17 protein-coding genes are annotated in these 20,213 nt (G+C 64.2%); 5 read left to right on the top strand and 12 right to left on the bottom strand.

Annotation, left to right across the window (positions count from 1 at the left end; all coding sequences use genetic code 11):
• Position 1: 1 nt before the first annotated feature.
• From RB2654_RS02210 to hmgA, 5 genes are all read right to left on the bottom strand, one after another.
• Entirely contained in the window at positions 2-1,618 is a 1,617-nt protein-coding gene (locus RB2654_RS02210; protein WP_040885381.1) for an FAD-dependent oxidoreductase, read from the bottom strand.
• A 74-nt stretch (positions 1,619-1,692) separates the two neighbouring features.
• Entirely contained in the window at positions 1,693-2,214 is a 522-nt protein-coding gene (locus tag RB2654_RS02205; RefSeq protein WP_008328171.1) for a DinB family protein, read from the bottom strand.
• A complete protein-coding gene (locus tag RB2654_RS02200; RefSeq protein WP_008328170.1) occupies positions 2,214-3,167 on the bottom strand; it encodes an MBL fold metallo-hydrolase in 954 nt (317 codons plus the stop codon). Before RB2654_RS02200 ends, RB2654_RS02205 begins: the two co-directional genes overlap by 1 nt.
• A gap of 5 nt (positions 3,168-3,172) precedes the next feature.
• On the bottom strand, positions 3,173-4,438 hold the full coding sequence (fahA, locus tag RB2654_RS02195) for a fumarylacetoacetase (RefSeq protein ID WP_040884297.1): 1,266 nt from the start codon (positions 4,436-4,438) through the stop codon (positions 3,173-3,175).
• 106 nt (positions 4,439-4,544) lie between these two features.
• Positions 4,545-5,897 (bottom strand): homogentisate 1,2-dioxygenase, encoded by a 1,353-nt coding sequence (gene hmgA / locus RB2654_RS02190; protein WP_008328166.1) that lies wholly within the window; start codon positions 5,895-5,897, stop codon positions 4,545-4,547.
• Between the two features lie 119 nt (positions 5,898-6,016).
• Between hmgA and RB2654_RS02185 the strand changes: the two genes are divergently transcribed.
• The gene (locus RB2654_RS02185; protein ID WP_008328165.1) at positions 6,017-6,856 is read left to right on the top strand and encodes a DMT family transporter; all 840 of its coding nucleotides are present in this window, start codon (positions 6,017-6,019) and stop codon (positions 6,854-6,856) included.
• Positions 6,857-6,951: 95 nt separating this feature from the next.
• Here the strand turns inward: RB2654_RS02185 and RB2654_RS02180 are convergent, their stop codons facing one another.
• From RB2654_RS02180 to RB2654_RS02150, 7 genes are all read right to left on the bottom strand, one after another.
• Complete coding sequence (locus tag RB2654_RS02180; RefSeq protein WP_008328163.1) at positions 6,952-8,109, bottom strand: acyl-CoA dehydrogenase family protein; 1,158 nt, start codon at positions 8,107-8,109, stop codon at positions 6,952-6,954.
• An 82-nt stretch (positions 8,110-8,191) separates the two neighbouring features.
• On the bottom strand, positions 8,192-9,355 hold the full coding sequence (locus RB2654_RS02175; RefSeq protein WP_008328161.1) for an ABC transporter substrate-binding protein: 1,164 nt from the start codon (positions 9,353-9,355) through the stop codon (positions 8,192-8,194).
• A gap of 29 nt (positions 9,356-9,384) precedes the next feature.
• The gene (locus tag RB2654_RS02170; protein ID WP_008328159.1) at positions 9,385-11,202 is read right to left on the bottom strand and encodes an AMP-dependent synthetase/ligase; all 1,818 of its coding nucleotides are present in this window, start codon (positions 11,200-11,202) and stop codon (positions 9,385-9,387) included.
• The gene (locus RB2654_RS02165; RefSeq protein WP_008328157.1) at positions 11,199-11,960 is read right to left on the bottom strand and encodes an ABC transporter ATP-binding protein; all 762 of its coding nucleotides are present in this window, start codon (positions 11,958-11,960) and stop codon (positions 11,199-11,201) included. The genes RB2654_RS02170 and RB2654_RS02165 overlap by 4 nt, the downstream gene beginning before the upstream one ends.
• A 211-nt stretch (positions 11,961-12,171) precedes the next feature.
• Positions 12,172-12,948 (bottom strand): ABC transporter ATP-binding protein, encoded by a 777-nt coding sequence (locus RB2654_RS02160; protein WP_008328155.1) that lies wholly within the window; start codon positions 12,946-12,948, stop codon positions 12,172-12,174.
• Positions 12,945-14,042, bottom strand: a complete 1,098-nt coding sequence (locus RB2654_RS02155; RefSeq protein WP_008328153.1) for a branched-chain amino acid ABC transporter permease — start codon at positions 14,040-14,042, stop codon at positions 12,945-12,947. The genes RB2654_RS02160 and RB2654_RS02155 overlap by 4 nt, the downstream gene beginning before the upstream one ends.
• 3 nt (positions 14,043-14,045) lie before the next feature.
• The gene (locus tag RB2654_RS02150) at positions 14,046-14,921 is read right to left on the bottom strand and encodes a branched-chain amino acid ABC transporter permease (RefSeq protein WP_040884292.1); all 876 of its coding nucleotides are present in this window, start codon (positions 14,919-14,921) and stop codon (positions 14,046-14,048) included.
• 141 nt (positions 14,922-15,062) lie between these two features.
• Between RB2654_RS02150 and RB2654_RS02145 the strand changes: the two genes are divergently transcribed.
• From RB2654_RS02145 to RB2654_RS02130, 4 genes are read left to right on the top strand one after another with little or no spacing between them, the layout of a single operon-like run.
• Positions 15,063-15,683 carry a TetR/AcrR family transcriptional regulator gene (locus RB2654_RS02145; RefSeq protein WP_008328149.1) on the top strand — a complete coding sequence of 207 codons (621 nt, stop codon included), beginning with the start codon at positions 15,063-15,065 and terminating at the stop codon, positions 15,681-15,683.
• Positions 15,684-15,712: 29 nt separating this feature from the next.
• Positions 15,713-16,921, top strand: coding sequence for an acetyl-CoA C-acetyltransferase (locus tag RB2654_RS02140; RefSeq protein ID WP_008328147.1), 1,209 nt, complete (start codon positions 15,713-15,715; stop codon positions 16,919-16,921).
• Positions 16,922-16,932: 11 nt separating this feature from the next.
• Positions 16,933-19,080 (top strand): 3-hydroxyacyl-CoA dehydrogenase NAD-binding domain-containing protein, encoded by a 2,148-nt coding sequence (locus tag RB2654_RS02135; RefSeq protein ID WP_008328145.1) that lies wholly within the window; start codon positions 16,933-16,935, stop codon positions 19,078-19,080.
• On the top strand, positions 19,077-20,204 hold the full coding sequence (locus RB2654_RS02130) for a CaiB/BaiF CoA transferase family protein (RefSeq protein WP_008328144.1): 1,128 nt from the start codon (positions 19,077-19,079) through the stop codon (positions 20,202-20,204). Before RB2654_RS02135 ends, RB2654_RS02130 begins: the two co-directional genes overlap by 4 nt.
• Positions 20,205-20,213 lie beyond the last annotated feature (9 nt).

Genomic DNA, 20,213 nt, shown 5'->3' with positions numbered 1-20,213 from the left:
GTCACACCTCCTGTCCGCTGGCGCGTTTCAACGCATCGGCCACCGCTGACGGATCGAAGGCGTCCCACCGGGCCACGACATGCTGGTCGGGCCGGATCAGGTAGACGGCTGAACCGCCCGTCCCCACGAAACGTTCGCGGATCGCGCCGGTGGTGTCGTCTTCGGCGGTCAGCGCGACGCGATGCGCCGTGATCGGACCTGCCGTAAAGGTGTCCGGCGCGTCGGCCTCGTATGTCAGAACCGTGAACCGACCGCCGAGTTTGGCGAGCAGATAGCCGTTTCCGACCGGCGCATCGGGGCAAGGCGCGCCCGGACGCGTGCGGGCCGGGCCGCCCGGCAAGGCATCGACGCCGTTCAAGGGCGATCCATCGTGCACGCAAGGCACCGACAGGCGCCCGGAATTCACCAAGGGCCGCGCGAATTCGTAATGTTCGGACAGGTCCAGCACGGCATCGCGGAAGATGCGGCTGGTTTCGGACTTGGGCGTGATGAAATCGGTGGAGCGCGAGGAATTCAGGATATTCTCGTCCGCGCCCTGCACCCGTTCGACATCATAGGTGTCGAGGAAGCTTTCGGGCGCGGTCCCGTCGATCACCAGCTTGAGTTTCCAGCCAAGGTTGTCGACATCCTGAAGCCCGGAATTCGCGCCCCGCGCCCCGAACGGCGACACCTGATGCGCGCTGTCACCTGCGAAAAGCACGCGGCCATGACGGAACTCTTCCATCCGGCGGCACTGGAACGTGTAGATCGACACCCACTCCAGCTCGAAATCCACATCGTCGCCCAGCATCGCCTTGAGCCGCGGGATCACGTTCTCGGGCTTTTTCTCTTCTTCCTTGTCGATGTCCCAGCCCAGTTGCAGGTCGATCCGCCACACCCCGTCGGGCTGCTTGTGCAGTAGCGCGGACTGCCCCCGGTTGAAGGGCGGATCGAACCAGAACCAGCGTTCGGTCGGAAAGTCGGCCTCCATCACCACGTCGGCGATCAGGAAGTTGTCCTCGAACACCCGGCCCACGAAATCCAGCCCCATCATCGAACGGACGGGCGACCCCGCCCCGTCGCAGGCGATGAGCCAGTCGGCCTCGAGCGGGTATGGCCCCTCGGGCGTCTCGACGGTCAGGGACACATGGTCGCCCTTGTCCTCGACCGACGACACCCGGCTTCCGCCACGCAATTCGACCGGCGCGCCCTCGGCCTCGATCTCGCGCAGGCGATCCACGAGGAATTGCTCGAAGTAATATTGCTGAAGGTTGATGAAAGCCGGGAACTGGTGCCCCTCCTCCGGCAGGAGGTTGAAGTCATAGACCTTGCGTTCGTCGAAAAAGACCTTGCCCAAATTCCAGACCACGCCCTTGTCGACCATCGGCTTGCCCGCGCCGAGACGGTCGAGGATTTCCAGCGGCCGCTTGGCGAAACAGATCGCGCGGGAGCCGAAGGACACCTTGTCGTTGTCGTCGAGGATGACCGCTTCGATCCCCTGCTGGGCCAGATCGAGCGCCATGGCGAGCCCAACGGGCCCGGCCCCCACGATCACCACCTTGCGACGGACGGGCGTTTCGGCGTCCTGATCCGCGTGTCGCGTGTAAGGGTAGAGCGGCGTTTCGAAAATCGCGTTCATGGTCACCTCCTCCGTGGTCTCGCGGACCATAATCTCAATTCATTGCACTTGCAACGATATTGACGGCCCGGCCGTCACCCGTGATAGGCCTGCGCCAGTTCGGCACGGTCGTAATCCAGGAAGAACTCGTCCAGTTGCGGCGGTTCGATGCCCGCATGGGACAGTTGCACATGCGCCTGCCCCCGGTGATGCACCTGATGCTGAACGAGATGCGGCAGGATCGCCCCCACCGCCTCCAACCGCGCGCCTTCGGGCCGGTGAGTCGTCACCTCCCGCGTAAGCGCCGCTTCGTCCAGTTTGGAACAGAAGCTCGCGAACCGCATGTCGGCCTCGGCCTGAAGCTGGCCGAGCGCCGCCACCTCCTCCACCGGATCGCGGTCATAGACGGTCAAGCCCAGCCCGCCCTCTTCCAGCGCGTCGAGGTAGTAAAGATCCACCTCGTAGATGTGGTTCATGGTCGCCGCGAGACTGCCGAAAAACCCCGGACGCGGCGCGGTGAATGCGTCGCTATCAAGTTCGCCGAGTGCCCCGAAGAGCACCCGGTTCGCGTAGGCATTGTTCAGCGCGAAGCCGATCCATGGGTTCACAAAGGCCATCAGTCGCCCTGAAGATCGTTCCACATCTGCTGATCGCGCTCGGCGGTCCAGATGCGGGGCGTGTCGATGCCGCGCGCTTCGTCATAGGCGCGGCCCACGTTGAACGGCAGGCAATGCTCATAGATCGCGTAGTCCGCGAATTTCGGGTCGCATTCGGCCCGGATCGCATCCCACGTTTCCTTGAGCGTGCCACCGCGCGCCGCGACTTTCAGCGCGGGTTTGAAGGTCGAGGTCACGAAATCGGCGGTGTTGTCGAGTGCGGCATTCACCATCTCGCGCCCCACGAGCGCATCGCCCCGCCCCGGCGCGATGGCGTCGAGGTCATAAGCGCGGATCGCGTCGAGCGTCGAGGGCCAGTCGGCCAGATGCCCGTCACCGCAGTAGCAGGCGGAGTGATATTCGACGATGTCGCCGGTAAACATGACGTTCTGATCCGGCACATAGATTACCGCGTCGCCTGCGGTGTGGGCGCGGCCCAGATGCATGATCTCGACCTTCCGGCTGCCCAAATAGACGGTCATCTTGTCTTTGAAGGTGGTGGTCGGCCAGGTCAGGCCGGGGATCTCTTCGTGGCCCTGGAAAAGACGTGGGAAGCGGCCGAATTCGCTGTCCCAATCCTCCTGCCCGCGCTCGACGACCTGCGCCCGGGTGGTGTCGGTCATGATGATCTCACGCGCCCCATAGGCCGACGCCCCCAGCACGCGCACCGCGTGATAATGCGTCAGCACCAGATGGCTGATCGGCTTGTCGGTCACCGAGCGCACACATTCGATCACCTTGCGCGCCAGACGCGGCGTCGCCTGCGCCTCGACGATCATGACGCTGTCGTCCCCGATGATGACGCCGGTGTTCGGGTCGCCCTCGGCGGTGAAGGCATAAAGCCCCTCGCCCACTTGCGTGAAGCTGATCTTCTTTTCTTCCATGTCGCCTTGCGACGCGAATGCCTTGGCCATGCGTGTTACTCCTTCGCCCAGTCGGGAATGTCGTTCGCGGGCAATACTTTACCCACGCAATCGCCGAACCCGATCGTGTATCCATCGCCCCGCGCATTGGCGCGCAGGGTCAGCGTATCTCCGTCTTCGAGGAAGCTGCGCTCCTCGCCCGTGTCCAGCTTCACCGGCTCCTGTCCGCTCCAGCTCAACTCCAGAAGCGACCCGCGGCTGTCTTTCGTCGGCCCGGAAATCGTGCCGGAGCCGAGCAGGTCGCCCACGTTCATCGGGCAGCCGCTCGTCGTGTGATGGCACAGCTGCTGCGCGGCGGAATAGTAAAGCCGGTCGTAATTGGTCCGGCTGATCGTGGTCGCGGCCTTGCCTTCGGGGGCCAGCGCGACCTCGAGCGCGATGTCATAGGACATGGGGCCGGGTTCGCGCAGGTAAGGCAGCAGTTCGCGCTCGCGCTCCGGGGTCGACGTGCGGAACGGCTCCAGCGCCGCCTTGGTCACGATCCACGGGGAAATCGTGGTCGCCGTCGCCTTGGCCTGAAACGGCCCGAGCGGCTGGTATTCCCACGCCTGAATGTCGCGCGCCGACCAGTCGTTCAGGATCACGTAGCCGAAGATCGCGTCGTCGGCCTGTTGCACCGAAATCATGTCGTCCGAGGCGCGGCCCACGATGGCGCCGAACTCAAGCTCCAGATCGAAGCGCTGCGAGGCACCGAAGCGCGGCAGATCGTCGTTCGGCCCTTTCAACTGGCCCAGCGGGCGACGCACATCGGTGCCCGAAACGACGACCGAGGACGCGCGACCGTTATAGCCGATGGGGATCGACAGCCAGTTCGGCGGCAGCGCATTCTCCGGCCCGCGAAAAATGCTCCCCACGTTGAACGCGTGGTTCTTGCCCGCGTAGAAATCGGTGTATTCCATCACCTCGAGCGGCAGGTGCATGGTCGCGTCCGCCCGCGCCACGAGGTAGTCCGCGAACGTCACGGCTTTCTCAGACCCTTCACCCAGCGACTCGATCAGCCAGACCCGGAACTCGGCCCAGATGTCGGCCCCCAACTCCATGAAATCGTTCCAGCTTTCGCAATCGAACACCGGATGCTCACCGAGTGAGATATGCCCGTCTTCCTCAAGCCGCGTCAGGTCGAGGATCATCTCCCCGATCGCCACGCCGCACCGACCTTCGTCGCTATCACCGACCGAGAACACGCCATATGGCAGGTTGTTCAGGGGAAACGGGCAATCGGCAGAGTTCGCGCTCTCCACCCAGCTTCTCATCAATGCCAAAAGGCACCTCCATCGGGGCCACCGCCCTCTTCTTCGTTTCAAAAATACTTCGGGGGTGCGGGGGCTGGCCCCGCCCGGTCGCCCGAAGCCTCGCTTCGGGCGAAACCTACTTGGTCCCCGGCGTCCCGTCGAACTTCTTCTCGAGACTGTCCCAGCAGTCGATGTAATCGTCCTGCAACGGCGCCTTCTTGCCCGCGAATTCCGTCAGGTGCTGCGGGAACCGGGTTTCGAACATGAAACTCATGGTGTTCTCGAGCTTATGAGGGCCGAGGTTCGAATTCGACGCGCCCTCGAAGGCGTCCCGGTCCGGCCCATGCGGCAGCATCATGTTGTGAAGCGACATGCCGCCGGGCACGAAGCCCGTCAGCTTGGCGTCGTACTGGCCATGGATGTTGCCCATCAGCTCGGACATGATGTTCTTGTGATACCACGGCGGGCGGAAGGTGTTCTCGGCTACCATCCAGCGGTCGCGGAACAGGACGAAGTCGATATTGGCCGTTCCCGGCACGCCCGAAGGCGCGGTCAGGACGGTGAAGATCGACGGGTCCGGGTGGTCGAACAGGATCGCGCCGACCGGACAATATGTTTTGAGATCATACTTGTAGGGCGCGTAGTTGCCGTGCCACGCGACCACGTCGAGCGGGCTTTGCGCGATCTTGGTCTCGTGAAACTGCCCGCACCATTTGATCGTCAGGGTCGACGCCACCTCCCGGTCCTCGAAGGCCGCCACGGGGGCCTTGAAGTCGCGCGGGTTGGCGAGTGCGTTGGCCCCGATCGGGCCGCGGGCGGGAAGCTCGAACTTCTGGCCGTAGTTCTCGCAGACGAAGCCGCGGCAGGGGCCGTCGAGCACCTCGACACGGTACACCAAACCGCGCGGAAGGATCGCGATCTCCTGCGGCGCCACGTCGATCACGCCCAGTTCGGTGGCGAAACGCAGCCGCCCCTGCTGCGGCACCACCAAAAGCTCGCTGTCGGCGGAGTAGAAATATTCGTCCACCATCGATTTCGTGACGAGGTAGACATGGCTCGCCATGCCGACCTGCGTGTTCACGTCGCCCGCCGTGGTCATCGTGCGCATGCCGGTCAGCCATGTGAGGTCGCCCTCGGCCTGAACCGGGTCCCAGCGATACTGGCCCAGCGAGGTCACACCCTCGGGCACATGCGGCGCGGTTTTCCAATACGGCAGGTCGATGCGCTCATACCGCGCCGAATGTTTGACCGAAGGCCGGATGCGGTAAGTCCATGTCCGCTCCGGCGGATGCGCGGTGAAGGCGGTGCCGGACAGCTGCTCGCCATAAAGCCCGTAGTTGCACTTCTGCGGGCTGTTCATGCCCTGCGGCAGAGCGCCCGGCAGCGCCTCGGTCTCGAAGTCGTTGCCGAAACCGGGCATGTAGCCCTCGGTCGTGCCGGCCCGGTCGGGCGCACGCACCATGCCTTGGGGTAGGTCGTGACGGGTCATTGCGGTCCTCCCGATTCCTGTTCGCTGCGGCACACCTATCAAATAATCGTTGCATACGCAACGACAGGGGCGCAAAGGTCCGATTGACAGCGGCGGCTTGCCGGGGTCCCTGTCGGATCATGCGCCTTCTCCTTGCCACCGCCCTCACCATGATCGCTTTCGCGGCGAATTCCATCCTGAACCGTATGGCGCTGGCCGCCGTGTCCATCGACGCGCTCAGCTTCGGGGCGATCCGGCTGGCTGCGGGCGCGGTCATGCTGGCCCTGATCGTGGCGGTCACGCGCGGCGGGGTCCGGCTCACCCGCACCGGACGCTGGGTCGGGGTCGCCGCGCTCCTCGCCTATGTCTTCGGCTTCTCGTTGGGTTACGTGTCCATCGACGCGGGCCTCGGCACCCTGATCCTGTTCGGCACCGTGCAGATCACGCTCTTCACGGCCGCGATCCGGGGCGGCGAAGCGGTCTCGACCAGACGCAAACTCGGCGCGGCCCTTGCGCTCTTCGGGCTTGGGCTGGTTCTCTGGCCTTCCGGCGCGATCGACATTTCCCTCGTTGCCGCCGCCGGGCTTGTCGTGGCCGGGATCGGCTGGGGGTTCTACACCCTGAACGGGCGGCGCGCGACGGATGCGCTCGGCGCGACGATGACGAGTTTCGTGCTGGCCGCCCCGGTGGGCATCCTCCTCGCCCTCGCCCCGCTTCTGTTCGACCAGACCATGCTGGTCACCCACTATGGCGTCGGGCTCGCCATCCTATCGGGCGCCGTCACCTCCGGTCTGGGCTACGCCGTCTGGTATTCGGTGCTGCCGCATCTGGCGACCACAACGGCGGCCATCGCGCAAATCTCGGTCCCGATCATCGCGATGGCGGGCGGTATCCTGTTTCTGGGCGAACCCCTCACGCCCCTTTATCTCGCGGCCACCGTCCTCGTGATCGGCGGCGTCGCCCTGTCGCTCCGGCGCTGACCCCTTCTTCGGACCGAAAACACCCCGCAGCGGGGTGTGGGGAAGGCTGGCCTCCCCCACCCGGTCCGCGCGGGCGCAAGCCTGCGGCGAAGCCCTCAGTTTCGCTTGCGGTCGTCCAGCCCCAGTCCCCGCCCGATGATCTCGCGCATGATCTCCGAGGTGCCAGCATAGATCCTGCTGATCCGGGCGTCGCGATACAGGCGGCTGATCTCATACTCTTCCATATACCCCGCGCCGCCGTGAAGCTGGACGCATTCGTCCACCACGCGCCCCTCGACCTCGGAGGTGAAAAGCTTGGCTTCGGAGGCCATCTCGGCGGACAACTCGCCCTTCAGATGCTCGCGCACGCAATGATCCACCAATGCCTGCGCGGCGTCGATCTCGGTCCGCATCGAGGCCATCTTGAAGCGGGAGTTCTGGAAGGTGCCGATGGGTTTGCCGAAAGCGCGGCGGTCCATGATGAATTCCATCGTGATCTCGAACGCCCGCTCGGCACGCGCGACGAAGCCGACGGCCCCGTTCAGGCGTTCCTCGGCAAGGTTCAGCATCATCGTCTTGAAGCCGCCCTTGGGGTCGCCCAGCACATTGGCCTTGGGCACTTTGACATCGTCGAAGAAAAGCTCGGCCGTGTCCTGACTTTCCAGCCCCATTTTCTTGAGGTTCCGGCCCCGTGAAAAGCCCTCCATCCCGTCCTCGACAAGGAAGAGGCCGACCTCGTGGCTCGCATCCGGGTTGGTCTTGGCGGCGACGATGACCAGCCCGGCGAGGAAACCGTTGGAAATATAGGTCTTGGACCCGTTGAGTACCCAGTGATCGTCCATCTCGACCGCGCGCGTCTTGATCCCGGCAAGGTCCGACCCGGTGCCCGGCTCGGTCATGGCGATGGCGAGGATCGTGTCGCCGGAAACGATGCCGGGCATGTAGCGATCACGCTGTTCGTCGTTTGCGTAGTGCTGCATGTAAGGTCCGGCGATCCGGTTGTGCAGGCCAAGAAAGAACCCCGCCTCGCGCGTCCCGATCTCTTCGATCAGGATCATGTCGTAGCGGAAGTCTTCAAGCCCGAGGCCGCCGTATTTCTCGTCGGCATACATGCACAGAAAGCCCTCTTCCCCCGCGCGCTTCCAGATCTCGCGGCTGACGCAGCCCTCTTCGCGCCATTTCTCGGAGTTCGGAAAGACCTCTTTCTCGGCCCAGGCCCGAACGCTCTTGCGGAAAATTTCGTGCTCTTCGTCATAGATCGTGCGTTTCAGCATCGGACCCTCCGGCTGATTGGTTGATTTTCGGTTGTAAGGTCAATGTGTTGGCGGGGCGACTGACGCCCCGCCGTGGGTCAGATCACTCGAGCGTCTGAACCAGAACCCATGAGCCGTTTTCGATGCGGCTCACGAAGACTTCGTCGGCGCCCACGTGGTCGTCGGCGGAATAGTCGACCCGGTTGCCCCCGATGGGGTCTTCGTAGTCGAGGCTTTCCATCGCCGCGATGAAGCTTTCATGGGTCAGGTCCGGCCCGGCCGCTTCCAGCGCCTTGACCATGGTGGTCGCCCCGCCATAGCCCAGCAGCGCCCCGGTCGAGGGGAAGTCTTCGCCGGTCGCTTCCTTGTAGGAGGCGATCCACTCCTGCACTTCCGGCTGCCCGGCCCGTGCTTCGAGGTCCTGCCAGCCCGCACCGGCATAGACGCCGCCCATGACGCCCTGCGCGGCAAGGCCCTTGGCGACGACGGTGTGGAAGCCCGCGCCCGACAGCATGAAGCGCACGTCCATGCCCAGCTTGTTCGCCGTGGTGATCGCGTTGATCTGCTGGCTCACGCCCAGCGCCATGCCGACCGTGTCGCAGCCCGATTCCTTGACCTTGCCCAGCGCGCCGGTGAAGTCGGATTCATCGGGCTTGTGGGCGATCTCGGCCCCCATTTCGATGGTCCCGGCCTCGGCCATTTCATGCACCGCCGCTTCGATTTCCTTGCCGAAGTCGGTGGGCAGGATCATCAGGCAGAACTTCGAGGCGCCCTCTTCGGCCACCATGTATTCCGCCGTCGCCTTGATCGCGTCGTAGTAGGACGAGGTGCCGGCGAATTTCCACGGCGCGGGCGGCTCGATCATCTGGCGCGCGGCCGTGATGGGCGAGACGTTCGGAATGCCCTTCGGCTCCATCAGCTGGAACATGGCGAGGTTGTGCGGCGTCCCGAGGTTCAGGAGCATCGCGAACACTTCGTCACGGTTGATGAGCTTGTTGGCGGCCTGCGCGGCCTTGGGCACCTGATAGCCGTGATCCTCGACGATATAGGTGATCTTGCGCCCGTGGATGCCGCCGTTCGCGTTCACTTCCTCGAACACGAGGTTGGCGGCGGTCACGGCCGGAACCGAGAACGGCGCGAAGATGCCCGACAGGTCGTGCGCCCCGCCGATCTTGATCTCGTCGTCGGTCACACCGGCGGTCTGCGCAAATGCGGCCCCCGGCACCGTCATGGCAGCGACGGCTGCCAAGGCTTTGACTTTATTCATGTCTTTCCTCCCTGTTTGAACTGTTGTCTTCAGTACATCTGGTCAATGAGCGCCGCGTGGCGTTCGTTGACGAAATTCCGCTTGAGCTTCATCGTCGGCGTCAATTCCTCGTCCTCCGCCGTCAGAAGGATGTCGATCAGTCGGAAATCCTTGATTTGTTCGACCTGTGCGAACTGCTTGTTGGTGTCCGCCACCACCTGCCCGATCAGATCGCGCACCTCCTGCGCGCGGGTGAGCGAGGCGAAGTCCGAGAACGGGATCTGGCGGTCCTGCGCGAATTTCTCGACATTCTCCTGATCGATCATGATGAGGCAGGTCAGGTATTTGCGCCGATCCCCGATCACCACGGCGTCCGAAATGTAGGGGCTGAACTTCAGCTTCGACTCGATCTCAGCGGGCGTGATGTTCTTGCCCCCCGCCGTGATGATGATGTCCTTCATCCGGCCCGTGATGGTGAGCGTGACGTCATTGCCAATCCGCCCGATGTCGCCCGTATGCAGCCAGCCGTCATCGTCGATGGTCTCGGCGGTCTTTTCCGGCTTCTTCCAGTAGCCCCCGAACACGCACGGCCCACCCACCAGCAATTCGCCCGTGTCGGCCAAGCGAAGCTCGACACCGGGGAGCGGTTTGCCCACCGTGCCGATGGTGTTGTCGTCCACCGTGTTCACGGTCGCGACGCCCCCCGTCTCGGTCATGCCGAAGCCTTCGACCAGCGGCACGCCCAGCGCCCAGAACCAGTCGATCAGATCGGGCGAAATGGGCGCAGCACCCGAGGTCACGCGCCGGGCGTTGCCCAGCCCCAACATCCGGCGCAGGTTCCTGAGCACAGTGACCTGTGCCAGCCAATGCGCCACTTTCAGCCCGACACCGGGCTTGTCCGCCTTCGAATAGCGGTGCCCGATGGCCATCGCGGCGTCGAAGGCGCGTGCGCCTATGGGTCCGGCTTCCGAGCGCATGATGGTCACGCGGGAATAGATCTTTTCCCAGATGCGCGGCACGCCCGCGAAAGTGTCTGGCGCGACCTCCTGCAAGTTCTCGAACACGGTTTCCGGGCTTTCCGCGAAATTCACCGTGCAGCCGTTGGCGATGGGCGCGTCGACCGAGACGAGCCGTTCGAGCACGTGACAGAGCGGCAGGAAGCAAAGCTGATTGTCGGTCTCGTGAAAGTCGAGCATCTGCTCGCCCGCCACAAGCTGATAGACCATGTTGCGATGCGTCAAGATCGCGCCCTTGGGCGGCCCGGTGGTGCCCGAGGTATAGATCAGCATCCGGGGGTCTTCGGGCTTCACCGCGTCGAGTGCCGTCTCGAACCGGTTCGGGTCGGCGGCCTTGCCCCCCATCTCGATCAATTCGTCGAGGAACATGACCTTGTCGTTTCGGAACGTCGCAAGCCCCTCGCGGTCGAACACGATGACATGCTCGATCCCCGGCATGTCGCCGCGCGCCTGAAGCCATTTGTCGAGTTGCTCGTCGTTCTCGACAAACAGCACCCGCGCCCCGCTGTCATTGGCGAGATAGGCAAGCTGGCCCGCGCTGTCGGTGGTGTAGACGCCCGCCGGGATCGCGCCGATCGAAGCCGCCGCAAGGTCGCAGTAAATCCATTCGCGCCGGTCCTCAGCCAAGATCAGCACCGGCTCGCCCTTCTGCACGCCAAGGTCCATCAGCGCGAGGCCGATCTTCTTCGTGGTCTCGTAATAGTCGCGCCACGAATAGCTTTTCCAGATGCCCAGTTCTTTCTCGCGGTGGCAGGTCCGGTCGCCATACTTCGCGCAGCGGTCCGCCCAGAGCTTGACGATGGTGTCGAAGCCCTCGAATGCGATGGGGTCGCCCGTCTTGATCCGGCTCATCTCCATGTCTTGCGCCTCTTCCAGCGTTTCTGCCCGCGCTCGGTTTCCTCGGTGCGCCCGAGGTAGAATTCCTGAATGTCGTCCGAGGCCTTGAGCTGTTCGCACGGCCCGGTCATCACGATCCGACCCATCTCCAGGACATAGCCCCGATGCGCGGTTTCCAGTGCGATATGCGCGTTCTGTTCGACGAGGAGCATGGTCACGCCCTCCTCGGCATTGAGCCGCGCGATGATCCCGAAAATCTCCTGCGTCAGAAGCGGCGAGAGGCCAAGCGACGGCTCGTCCAGCATCATGAGCTTGGGTTCGGCCATCAGGCCCCGCCCGATGGCGAGCATCTGTTGCTGCCCGCCCGACAGGAACCCCGCGGCTTGACGCCTGCGCTCTTTGAGGATTGGGAAATAGGTGTAGACGAGGTCGAGATCGTTCGACAGGTCGCCCCGGCGGGTGAACGCGCCGAGTTTCAAGTTCTCTTCGATGGAGAGATAGGGGAACACCTCGCGCCCCTCGGGGACGAGGCTGATGCCCTTGGACACCACGCGGTCGGGGTCGAGCCCGGCGATGGCGTCGCCCATGAAGGTGATCTGACCTTTTTCGGGGTCCATCAGACCCGCGATGGTCTTCATCAGCGTGGTTTTCCCGGCTCCGTTGGCGCCGAGGATGGTGACGATCTCGCCCTGCTCGACGTCGATGGAGACCCCGCGCAGGGCCATGATCGCGCCGTAGAAGGTCTCGAGGTTGCGGACGGACAGGACGGTCATGCCGCATCCCCCTTATTGGGCGCGATCCGCACCGTTTGCTGGCCCGGGCGACCAGCCCGGGCCGCGCCCGACCCGCCCCCCGGGCGGGCGCATGGCAAAGTTGGATGCCGCACAACCATCGTCAGGAGCTTTTGAGATAAAGCGCCGACCACAATCGGGGCAAAGCGCCCACCCACGGGTCGGGCGCGTCCCTTATCGAACTGGATACCCGTCATGCCGCATCCCCCACAGCGGTTCCCAGATAGGCCGCCTGCACGTCCGGGTGCGCCTGCACCTCCTGCGGCGTGCCCATCGCCAATGGTTTGCCGTTGGCCACGGCCAGCACCCGGTCGGACACCTGATTGACGAGGCTCATGTCGTGCTCGACCATCAGAACCGTCAGCCCCATGTCCCGGCGCATGTCCTCGATCCAATATGCCACGTCCTGCGTTTCCTCGACCGACAATCCGCTTGCAGGCTCATCCAGCAGGATCAGCTTCGGCCCCAAGGCCAGTGCGCGCCCGATCTCGACCACCTTGCGCACGCCGTAAGGAAGACCTGCGATCATCTTGTTCCGGTAGGCTTCGAGTTCGAGAAACTCGATCACCTCCTCGACCCGGTGACGATGCTCACGCTCCTCGCGCCGGACCTTGGGCAGAAACAGGATGTCCTGCACGAAGTTGGTCGACTTGTGCGTGTGCCGGCCCATGAGCAGGTTCGCCAGCACCGTCGAGTGATCGAACAACTCGATGTTCTGGAACGTGCGCGCGATGCCAAGCTGCGCGATATCATGCGCCTTGAGCCCGGTGATGTCCTGCCCGTCGAAGCGGATAGTGCCGCGCGTGGGTTCGTAGATGCGCGAGATCAGGTTGAAGATCGTGGACTTCCCTGCCCCGTTCGGGCCGATGATCGCGAAGACCTCGCCGGGATCGACCGAAAAGGACACGCCGTCCACCGCCTTCACACCGCCGAAGTGAACGGCCAGATCGTTGACGTCGAGCAGGCTCATTTCATCCGCTCCGTTTTCAGATAGCTCTTCTGGCGGCGGAACATGTCGCGCCGGGCGAGTGGGAAAATCTCGAACCAGACCCGGATCTTGAGCCAGCGGCCATAAAGCCCGGTCGGCTCGAAGATGATGAACAGGATCAGGATCACCGCGAAGATCATCGTGTCGAGGCCGGGAACCGACCCGAGGTCGATGCCGAAATTCGCGTTCAACCCGTCGCGCGCGATGGCGATGGCCTGTGGGACGGCGGTGATGAGGATCGCGCCCAGGAACGCCCCCTGGATGAAGCCGAGCCCCCCGATGGTCACGACGAGCAGCAGGTTGATCGAGATGAAGATCGAGAAAAGCTCGTAGTTATAGAACCCGATGTAGTGCCCCATCAGCGCACCCGCCAAACCCGTCACGCCGGTCGACAGGCCGAAGGCCAGCGACTTGGTCCGCGTGACGTTGATCCCCAGCGCCCGCGCGCTGACTTCGCTGTCCCTCACGGCAAGGAAGGATCGGCCGGTCGGGCTGCGCATGAGGTTCGCATACCCCCAAGCGACCAGCGCGACGACACCGAGGATCAACCAGTAGAAGTTCTGAAGCGCGCCGTAGCGGTCAAAACTGATCCCGAAAATCTGGATGGAGGGCGCCATGATCCCGCCGACGCCGCCGGTGATCGGCTCCAGCATGATGACCATCTCTTCGACGATCACGAAAACCGCGAGCGTGGCGATGGCAAGATAGATGCCCGACATGCGCACCGCCGGAATGGCGATGATCGCACCGAAGATACCGGTGATAAGGCCCGCAATCGGGAAACTCAGCAGAAACGGCAGGCCCGCGTTCATCAGCGCCGAGTCGGCATAGGCCCCGATGGCAAGGAACGCGGCGTGGCCGAGGCTCACCTGTCCGGTATGTCCCACGGCGACCATCAGGCCCATGCCCGCCAGCGCCCAGATCAGGGTGTTGGTCGCTTCGGCGAGGTAGTATTCGCCCACGAGGAACGGCAGCACGATCATGATCCCCGCCAGAACCGCGATCTTGGCGCGGCTCCAGCCATGTTCGTGCAGGTCGATGTCGCGGTCGTAGCTTTTCTTGAACACGATGCGCATGGATCAGACCTTCTTCATCTGGATCTGCGCGAACAGCCCGCCGGGGCGCGTGACCAGCACGACGAGCATGATGATGTAGGGCGACATCTTGGCCAGTTCACCGGGCGCATAGCGGCCCGCGATGGGTTCGACGACCCCGATGATGAGACCGCCCAGAAGCGCGCCGGGCAATGAGCCGAGGCCGCCGATGACCGCCGCCGCGAAAGCTTTGATGCCCAAAAGCCCGATGTTCGGGTCGATCGCGCCCTTGGTGGCGTAAAGCACGCCCGCCACGGTCGCGACGACCCCCGACAGACCCCAGATCAGGCTGTTCACCCGCATCACCGGCACGCCGACGATATAGGCCGCCATCTGGTTCTGGCTCGCCGCTTGGGCCGCCAACCCGATCTTGGTGAACGCGAAGAACGCCCAGAGCGCGAGCGTCAGCGCGATGGTCACGCCGATGGTCACGAGGTCGGCAAGGCCCACGACGATCCCGCCGGGGTAAAGGTTGCGCCCCGCGAAGGGTGTTTCCAACACCAGCGGTGAATACCCCCAGATCGACCCGGCGACGAAGCGGAACACGAAGCCCATGGCGATGGTCAGGATGACGAGCGCGAATTGCGGCTGCCCGAAGATGCGCCGCACCACCACCCGCTCGACCCCGTAGCCGACGCCGAACATGACGACCATGGCCAGGATCATGGCGACCCCGAAGGGCAGCCCCATCTGATCCGAATTGCCAAACCCCAGCGCCACGAAGGCGCCCAGCATCATCATGTCGCCTTGGGCGAAGTTCACGCCTTCGCTGGCCTTGTAGATGAGCACGAAACCGAGGGCGACGAGGCCGTAGATACAGCCGTTTGCCAACCCTCCGATAATAAGCTGCAAAAGCTCCATCAGCGAAGCCCGGACGCAATCGCGCCCCTCATGCAGTCCTTCATGGCCGTCTCCTCCCATCGGCAATGAACGCTGTTGACACGATTTAAACACTCGTGTTCAATTTCAGTCAACAACGTTTTTCGAGGGACCGCCGGAAAAATGAACACCGCCACGCTGCGCATTCATCAGGCCGCCATGCGGATCTTCGCCGTGGAAGGCGGGACCACCGTGGCCGTGAGCGATCTGGCCCGCGAAGCAGGTCTGTCGCGCGGTACGATCTACAATAACCTCGATGACCCGCAGAGCCTGTTCACATCGGTGTGTGAAACCGTGGCCGCCGAATTCCGCGACTCGATCAAGGCCGCGACAGACCACATGGACGACCCGGCCGAGAAAGTGTCGGCCTCGATTCGCCTTTGCGTGCGGCGGGTCCACGACGACCCGCATTGGGGCCGCTTCATCGCGCGCTACGCGATGATGGAGCCGAGCCTTGGCAGCTTCTGGGCCGAAATGCCCGCCGAAGAGTTGCGGCGCGGCCTGATTTCGGGCCGATTCACCTTTCACCGCGATCAGGTCGCCTCGATCACCGCCACGGCGGGGGGCGCGACATTCGGCGCGATGAGCCTTGTCCTCGACGGGCGGCGGACCTGGCGACAGGCCGGTTCCGACACGGCCGAGGTCATTCTACGTGGCGTCGGTATTGACCGGGCCGAAGCAAGAGACATCACTCAAACGGAACTGGACCCCCTGCCCCGACTGGCCGTGTTCGACGCGGCCTGAACCGGGCGGGATACTGGGAGGAGAGACCTATGGCTGAAACGGCCTATATCTACGATGCGATTCGCACGCCGCGCTCCAAGGGCAAGGCGGACGGCACTTTGCATGAGGTGAAGCCCATTCACCTCGTCACCACGCTTCTGAACGAGATGACGGCGCGCCACGACTTCGACACCGGGCTGGTGGACGACGTGATGCTGGGCTGCGTGGCCCCGGTCATGGAACAGGGCGCGGTGCTGCCCAAGATCGCGCTGCAAAAGGCGGGCTGGGACGAGAAAGTTCCGGGCGCGCAGCTCAACCGTTTCTGTGCGAGCGGTTTGGACACGTTCAACACGGCGGCGGCGAAAGTCGCTTCGGGCTGGGAAGACCTGGTCTGCGCGGGCGGGTTCGAATCGATGTCCCGCGTGCCGATGGGGGCAGACGGCGGCCCGTTTGCCGAAGACCCCGAAACCGCGCTCGACACCGGGTTCGTGCCGCAGGGCATCGGGGCCGACCTGATCGCCACCATCGAAGGGTGGAGCCGCGACGACGTGGACGCCTTCGCGCTGGAAAGCCAGAAGCGCGCGGCGCACGCCCGCGACAGCGGCTGGTTCGACCGCTCGGTCGTGCCGGTGCGCGACGAGAACGGGCTGATCGTGCTTGAAAAGGACGATTTCATCAAACCCGACACCGACATGCAGAAGCTGGGCAGCCTGCGCGCCTCGTTCGAGGGGCCGGGCAAGATGGGCTTCGACGCCGTGGCGCTGTCGAAATACCCCGAGGTCGAGCGTATCAACCACGTCCACACCCCCGGCAACTCGTCGGGCATCGTGGACGGGGCCTCGCTCGTCATGGTCGGGAACGAGAAGATCGGCAAGGACATCGGGCTGGACCCGCGCGGCCGCGTGCTGGCCATCGCCCTCACCGCCACCGACCCGACGATCATGCTGACCGGCCCCGGCCCCGCGTCGAAAAAGGCGCTCGCCAAGGCGGGGCTGACAATGGACGACATCGACCTTGTCGAGATCAACGAAGCCTTCGCCTCGGTCGCCCTGCGCCTGCAACGCGACCTCGATGTGCCGGACGAAAAGCTGAACGTCGTGGGCGGTGCCATCGCCATGGGTCACCCGCTTGGCGCGACCGGCGGCTGTCTGGTCTCGACCATGCTGGACGAGCTGGAACGGCGGAACCTGAAGCGCGCGCTCATCACCATGTGCGTGGGCGGCGGCATGGGCATCGCGTCCATCATCGAACGGCTCTGAGGGGGAAAGACATGGAAGATTTCATCTACGAAAAAGACGCCGACGGTATCGTCACCGTGACCATGGACATGCAGGGTCAGGGCGCGAACACGATGAACGCGCGGTTCGAGCCGGGGATGCGCGACCTCTGCGACAAGCTGGAGGCCGAAGAGGGTCTGACCGGCGTGGTTTTTGCCAGCGCCAAATCCACCTTCTTCGCGGGCGGCGACCTCAAGGACATTCTGGCGACGATGGAAGCGGGCCAGCGTGAATTCGAGTTGATCGAGAACTCCAAGGCCACGTATCGGCGGCTTGAAAAGCTTCCGGTCCCGGTCGTGGCCGCGATCAACGGGGCCGCGCTTGGCGGCGGGTATGAGCTGTGCCTGTCGTGCAATCACCGCGTCGTGGTGGACGACCCCAAGGCCATCGTCGGTCTGCCCGAAGTGACCCTTGGCCTCCTGCCCGGCGCGGGCGGCGTCGTCCGCATGACCGCCAAGCTGGGGCTGGAAACCGCTCTGCCGCTGCTGCTGGAGGGCCGTCAGGTCAAACCGCAAGAGGCGCTCAAGATCGGCATGGTGGATGAAATCGTCGCGACCCGTGACGACTTGATCCCGGCTGCCAAGGCGTGGATCAAGGCCAATCCCGACGCACATACGCAGCCGTGGGACCAAAAGGGCTTTCGCTATCCCGGCGGCGACGCGCTGCACCCGCGCATCCGGCAGACCATGATCGGCGCGTCGGCCATGCTGTATCAAAAGACACGCGGGCTGCTGCCGGCGCCTGAAAAGATCCTCGACGTGGCCGTGACCTCGATGAAGATGAACTTCGACGCGGCGCTTCGGATGGAGACGCGGCGGTTCATCGGGCTGATGGCGTCGAAAGAATCCAAAGCGGCGATCAGCACCTTCTTCTTCGGTATGAACGCGATCAAGTCGGGCAAGGTCCGCCCCGAAGGGGATCGTTGGAAAGCGACATCCGCCGCCGTATTGGGCGCGGGCATGATGGGGTCCGGCATCGCCTATGCCCACGCGAAACGCGGGCTGAAAACGCGCCTCAAGGACACCGAAATGGCCAATGCCGAAAAGGGCAAGGGCTACTCCGAAAAGCTCTGCGACAAGGCAATCGGACGCGGGCGTATGGACGAAGACGCAAAAAACGCGCTTCTTTCACAAATCGAACCCGCGACGGAAAACGCCGCCCCCGGCAGCGTGGACATCATCATCGAAGCCGTGTTCGAGGACATCGACCTCAAGGACAAGGTGATCGCGGATACCTGGCCGATGCTGTCGGAGGACGGGATCTACGGCTCGAACACTTCGACCCTGCCGATCTCGATCCTCGCAGAAAGCTGCCCCGAGCCCGAGCGGTTCATCGGCCTCCACTTCTTCTCGCCCGTCGACAAGATGAAGGTGGTCGAGATTATCATGGGCGAGAAAACCTCGCAGGACACGCTGCGCAAGGCCTATGACTACGTCCAGCAGATCGGCTACATGCCCATCGTCGTGAACGACAGCCGCGGGTTCTTCACTTCCCGCGTGTTCGGCACCTTCATGGACGAGGGCTGCCAGCTCCTCGTGGACGGGATGAAACCGTCCGCCATCGAACGTGCCGCATGGCTTGCCGGGATGCCGGTCGGCCCGCTTCAGGTGTTCGACGAGGTGTCGCTGATCCTCAGCCAGAAAGTCCGCAAGACGCATGAGGCGCTGGACAAGCGGCTGGGGGTCGAAAGCAACTTTGGCCACCACAACACCGCCACCACCGCCGTCACCGATCCGATGATCGAAATGGGGCGCGGCGGGCGTCAGTACGGCGGCGGGTTCTACGACTACGACGGTGAGGGCAACCGCACGTTGTGGGACGGTCTGGGCCAGTTCGCCAAGGGCAACGCCGACATCTCCGTCGAGGACGCCATCGACCGCATCCTTTACCGTCAGGCGATCGAAACCCTGCGCTGCCTCGACGAAGGCGTGCTGATGACCGAAGTCGAGGCGAACCTCGGCGGGATCATGGCCATCGGTTTTCCGCACCATACGGGCGGCGCGATCCAGTTCATCAAGGGTGAGGGCATCGACAGGTTCAAGGCGCGGGCCAAAGAACTCGCCGACAAATACGGCGACCGCTTCGCCGTGCCCGATGCCATGTACGACCGCCTGCGCGAGACCGAGGCCAAGGCGGCATGAGCGGACCCCTCAAAGGTCTGAGCGTCGTCGAAATGCAAGGGCTTGGCCCCGCCCCGCTGGCGGGCCAGTTCCTTGCCGACCTTGGCGCGGAGGTGGTGCTCGTCACCCGCAAATCCGGCCCCGTCGACAAGACCGACATCAACAACCGGGGCAAACGCTCGGTCGCGCTGAACCTCAAATCGCCCGAAGGCGTGGCGGCGGCGCTTGCGCTCATCGAAGCGGCGGACGTGCTCATCGAAGGCTTCCGCCCCGGCGTGATGGAGCGCATGGGACTGGGGCCCGAAGCATGTCACGCGGTGAACCCCAAGCTCGTCTTTGCCCGCATGACCGGCTGGGGTCAGGACGGCCCGCTCGCGATGACGGCGGGCCACGACATCAACTATCTTGGCCTGACCGGCTTCCTGCACGCGACCGGCGAGGCCGACCGCAGCCCGCCCCCGCCCCTCAACATCGGGGCGGATTACGGCGGAGGGACCATGTTCCTTCTGTTCGGGATCATGGCCGCGCTTTACGAACGTCAGACCTCCGGCGAGGGTCAGGTGGTGGACGCCGCGATGGTCGACGGGGCGAGCGCGATGATGGCGTTGATCCACACGTTCATCGCGCGCGGTCACTGGAGCGAGGACCGACAGGCCAACCTTCTGGACGGCGGCGCGCCGTTCTACCGGACCTATGAATGCGCGGACGGCAAGTTCATGGCCGTCGGGCCGCTCGAACCTCAGTTCCATGCAGAGCTGGTCAGGCTCGCAGGGTTGCCCGAGGATCACCTCGCCACGCAGATGTCGGCCAAAGACTGGCCCGACCGGCGCGACGCCTATGCCGGGGTGTTCAAGCAGAAAACGCGCGACGAATGGGCCGCGATCTTCGACGGCTCCGACGCCTGCGTGACACCCGTGATGACGTGGTCCGAGGCCCCGACGCATCCCCACATGGCCGCGCGCGGCACCTTCACCGAAGTCGGCGGCGTGACGCAGGCGGCGCCCGCCCCACGCTTCAGCCGCTCGACGCCCGACAACGTGGCCGCGCCCCCGGCCCCCGGCTCGGACACCGTCGCGGTGTTGCGCGGGCTGGGCTATGACGACGCCGAAATCGCGCGCCTGCGCGACGCCGGCGTGCTGACCTGAGAGGACCAG

Origin of the sequence: Maritimibacter alkaliphilus HTCC2654 (genome assembly GCF_000152805.1) — a bacterium.
Classification (GTDB): Bacteria; Pseudomonadota; Alphaproteobacteria; order Rhodobacterales; family Rhodobacteraceae; genus Maritimibacter; species Maritimibacter alkaliphilus.
This window is presented reverse-complemented; position numbering and strand designations above follow the sequence as displayed.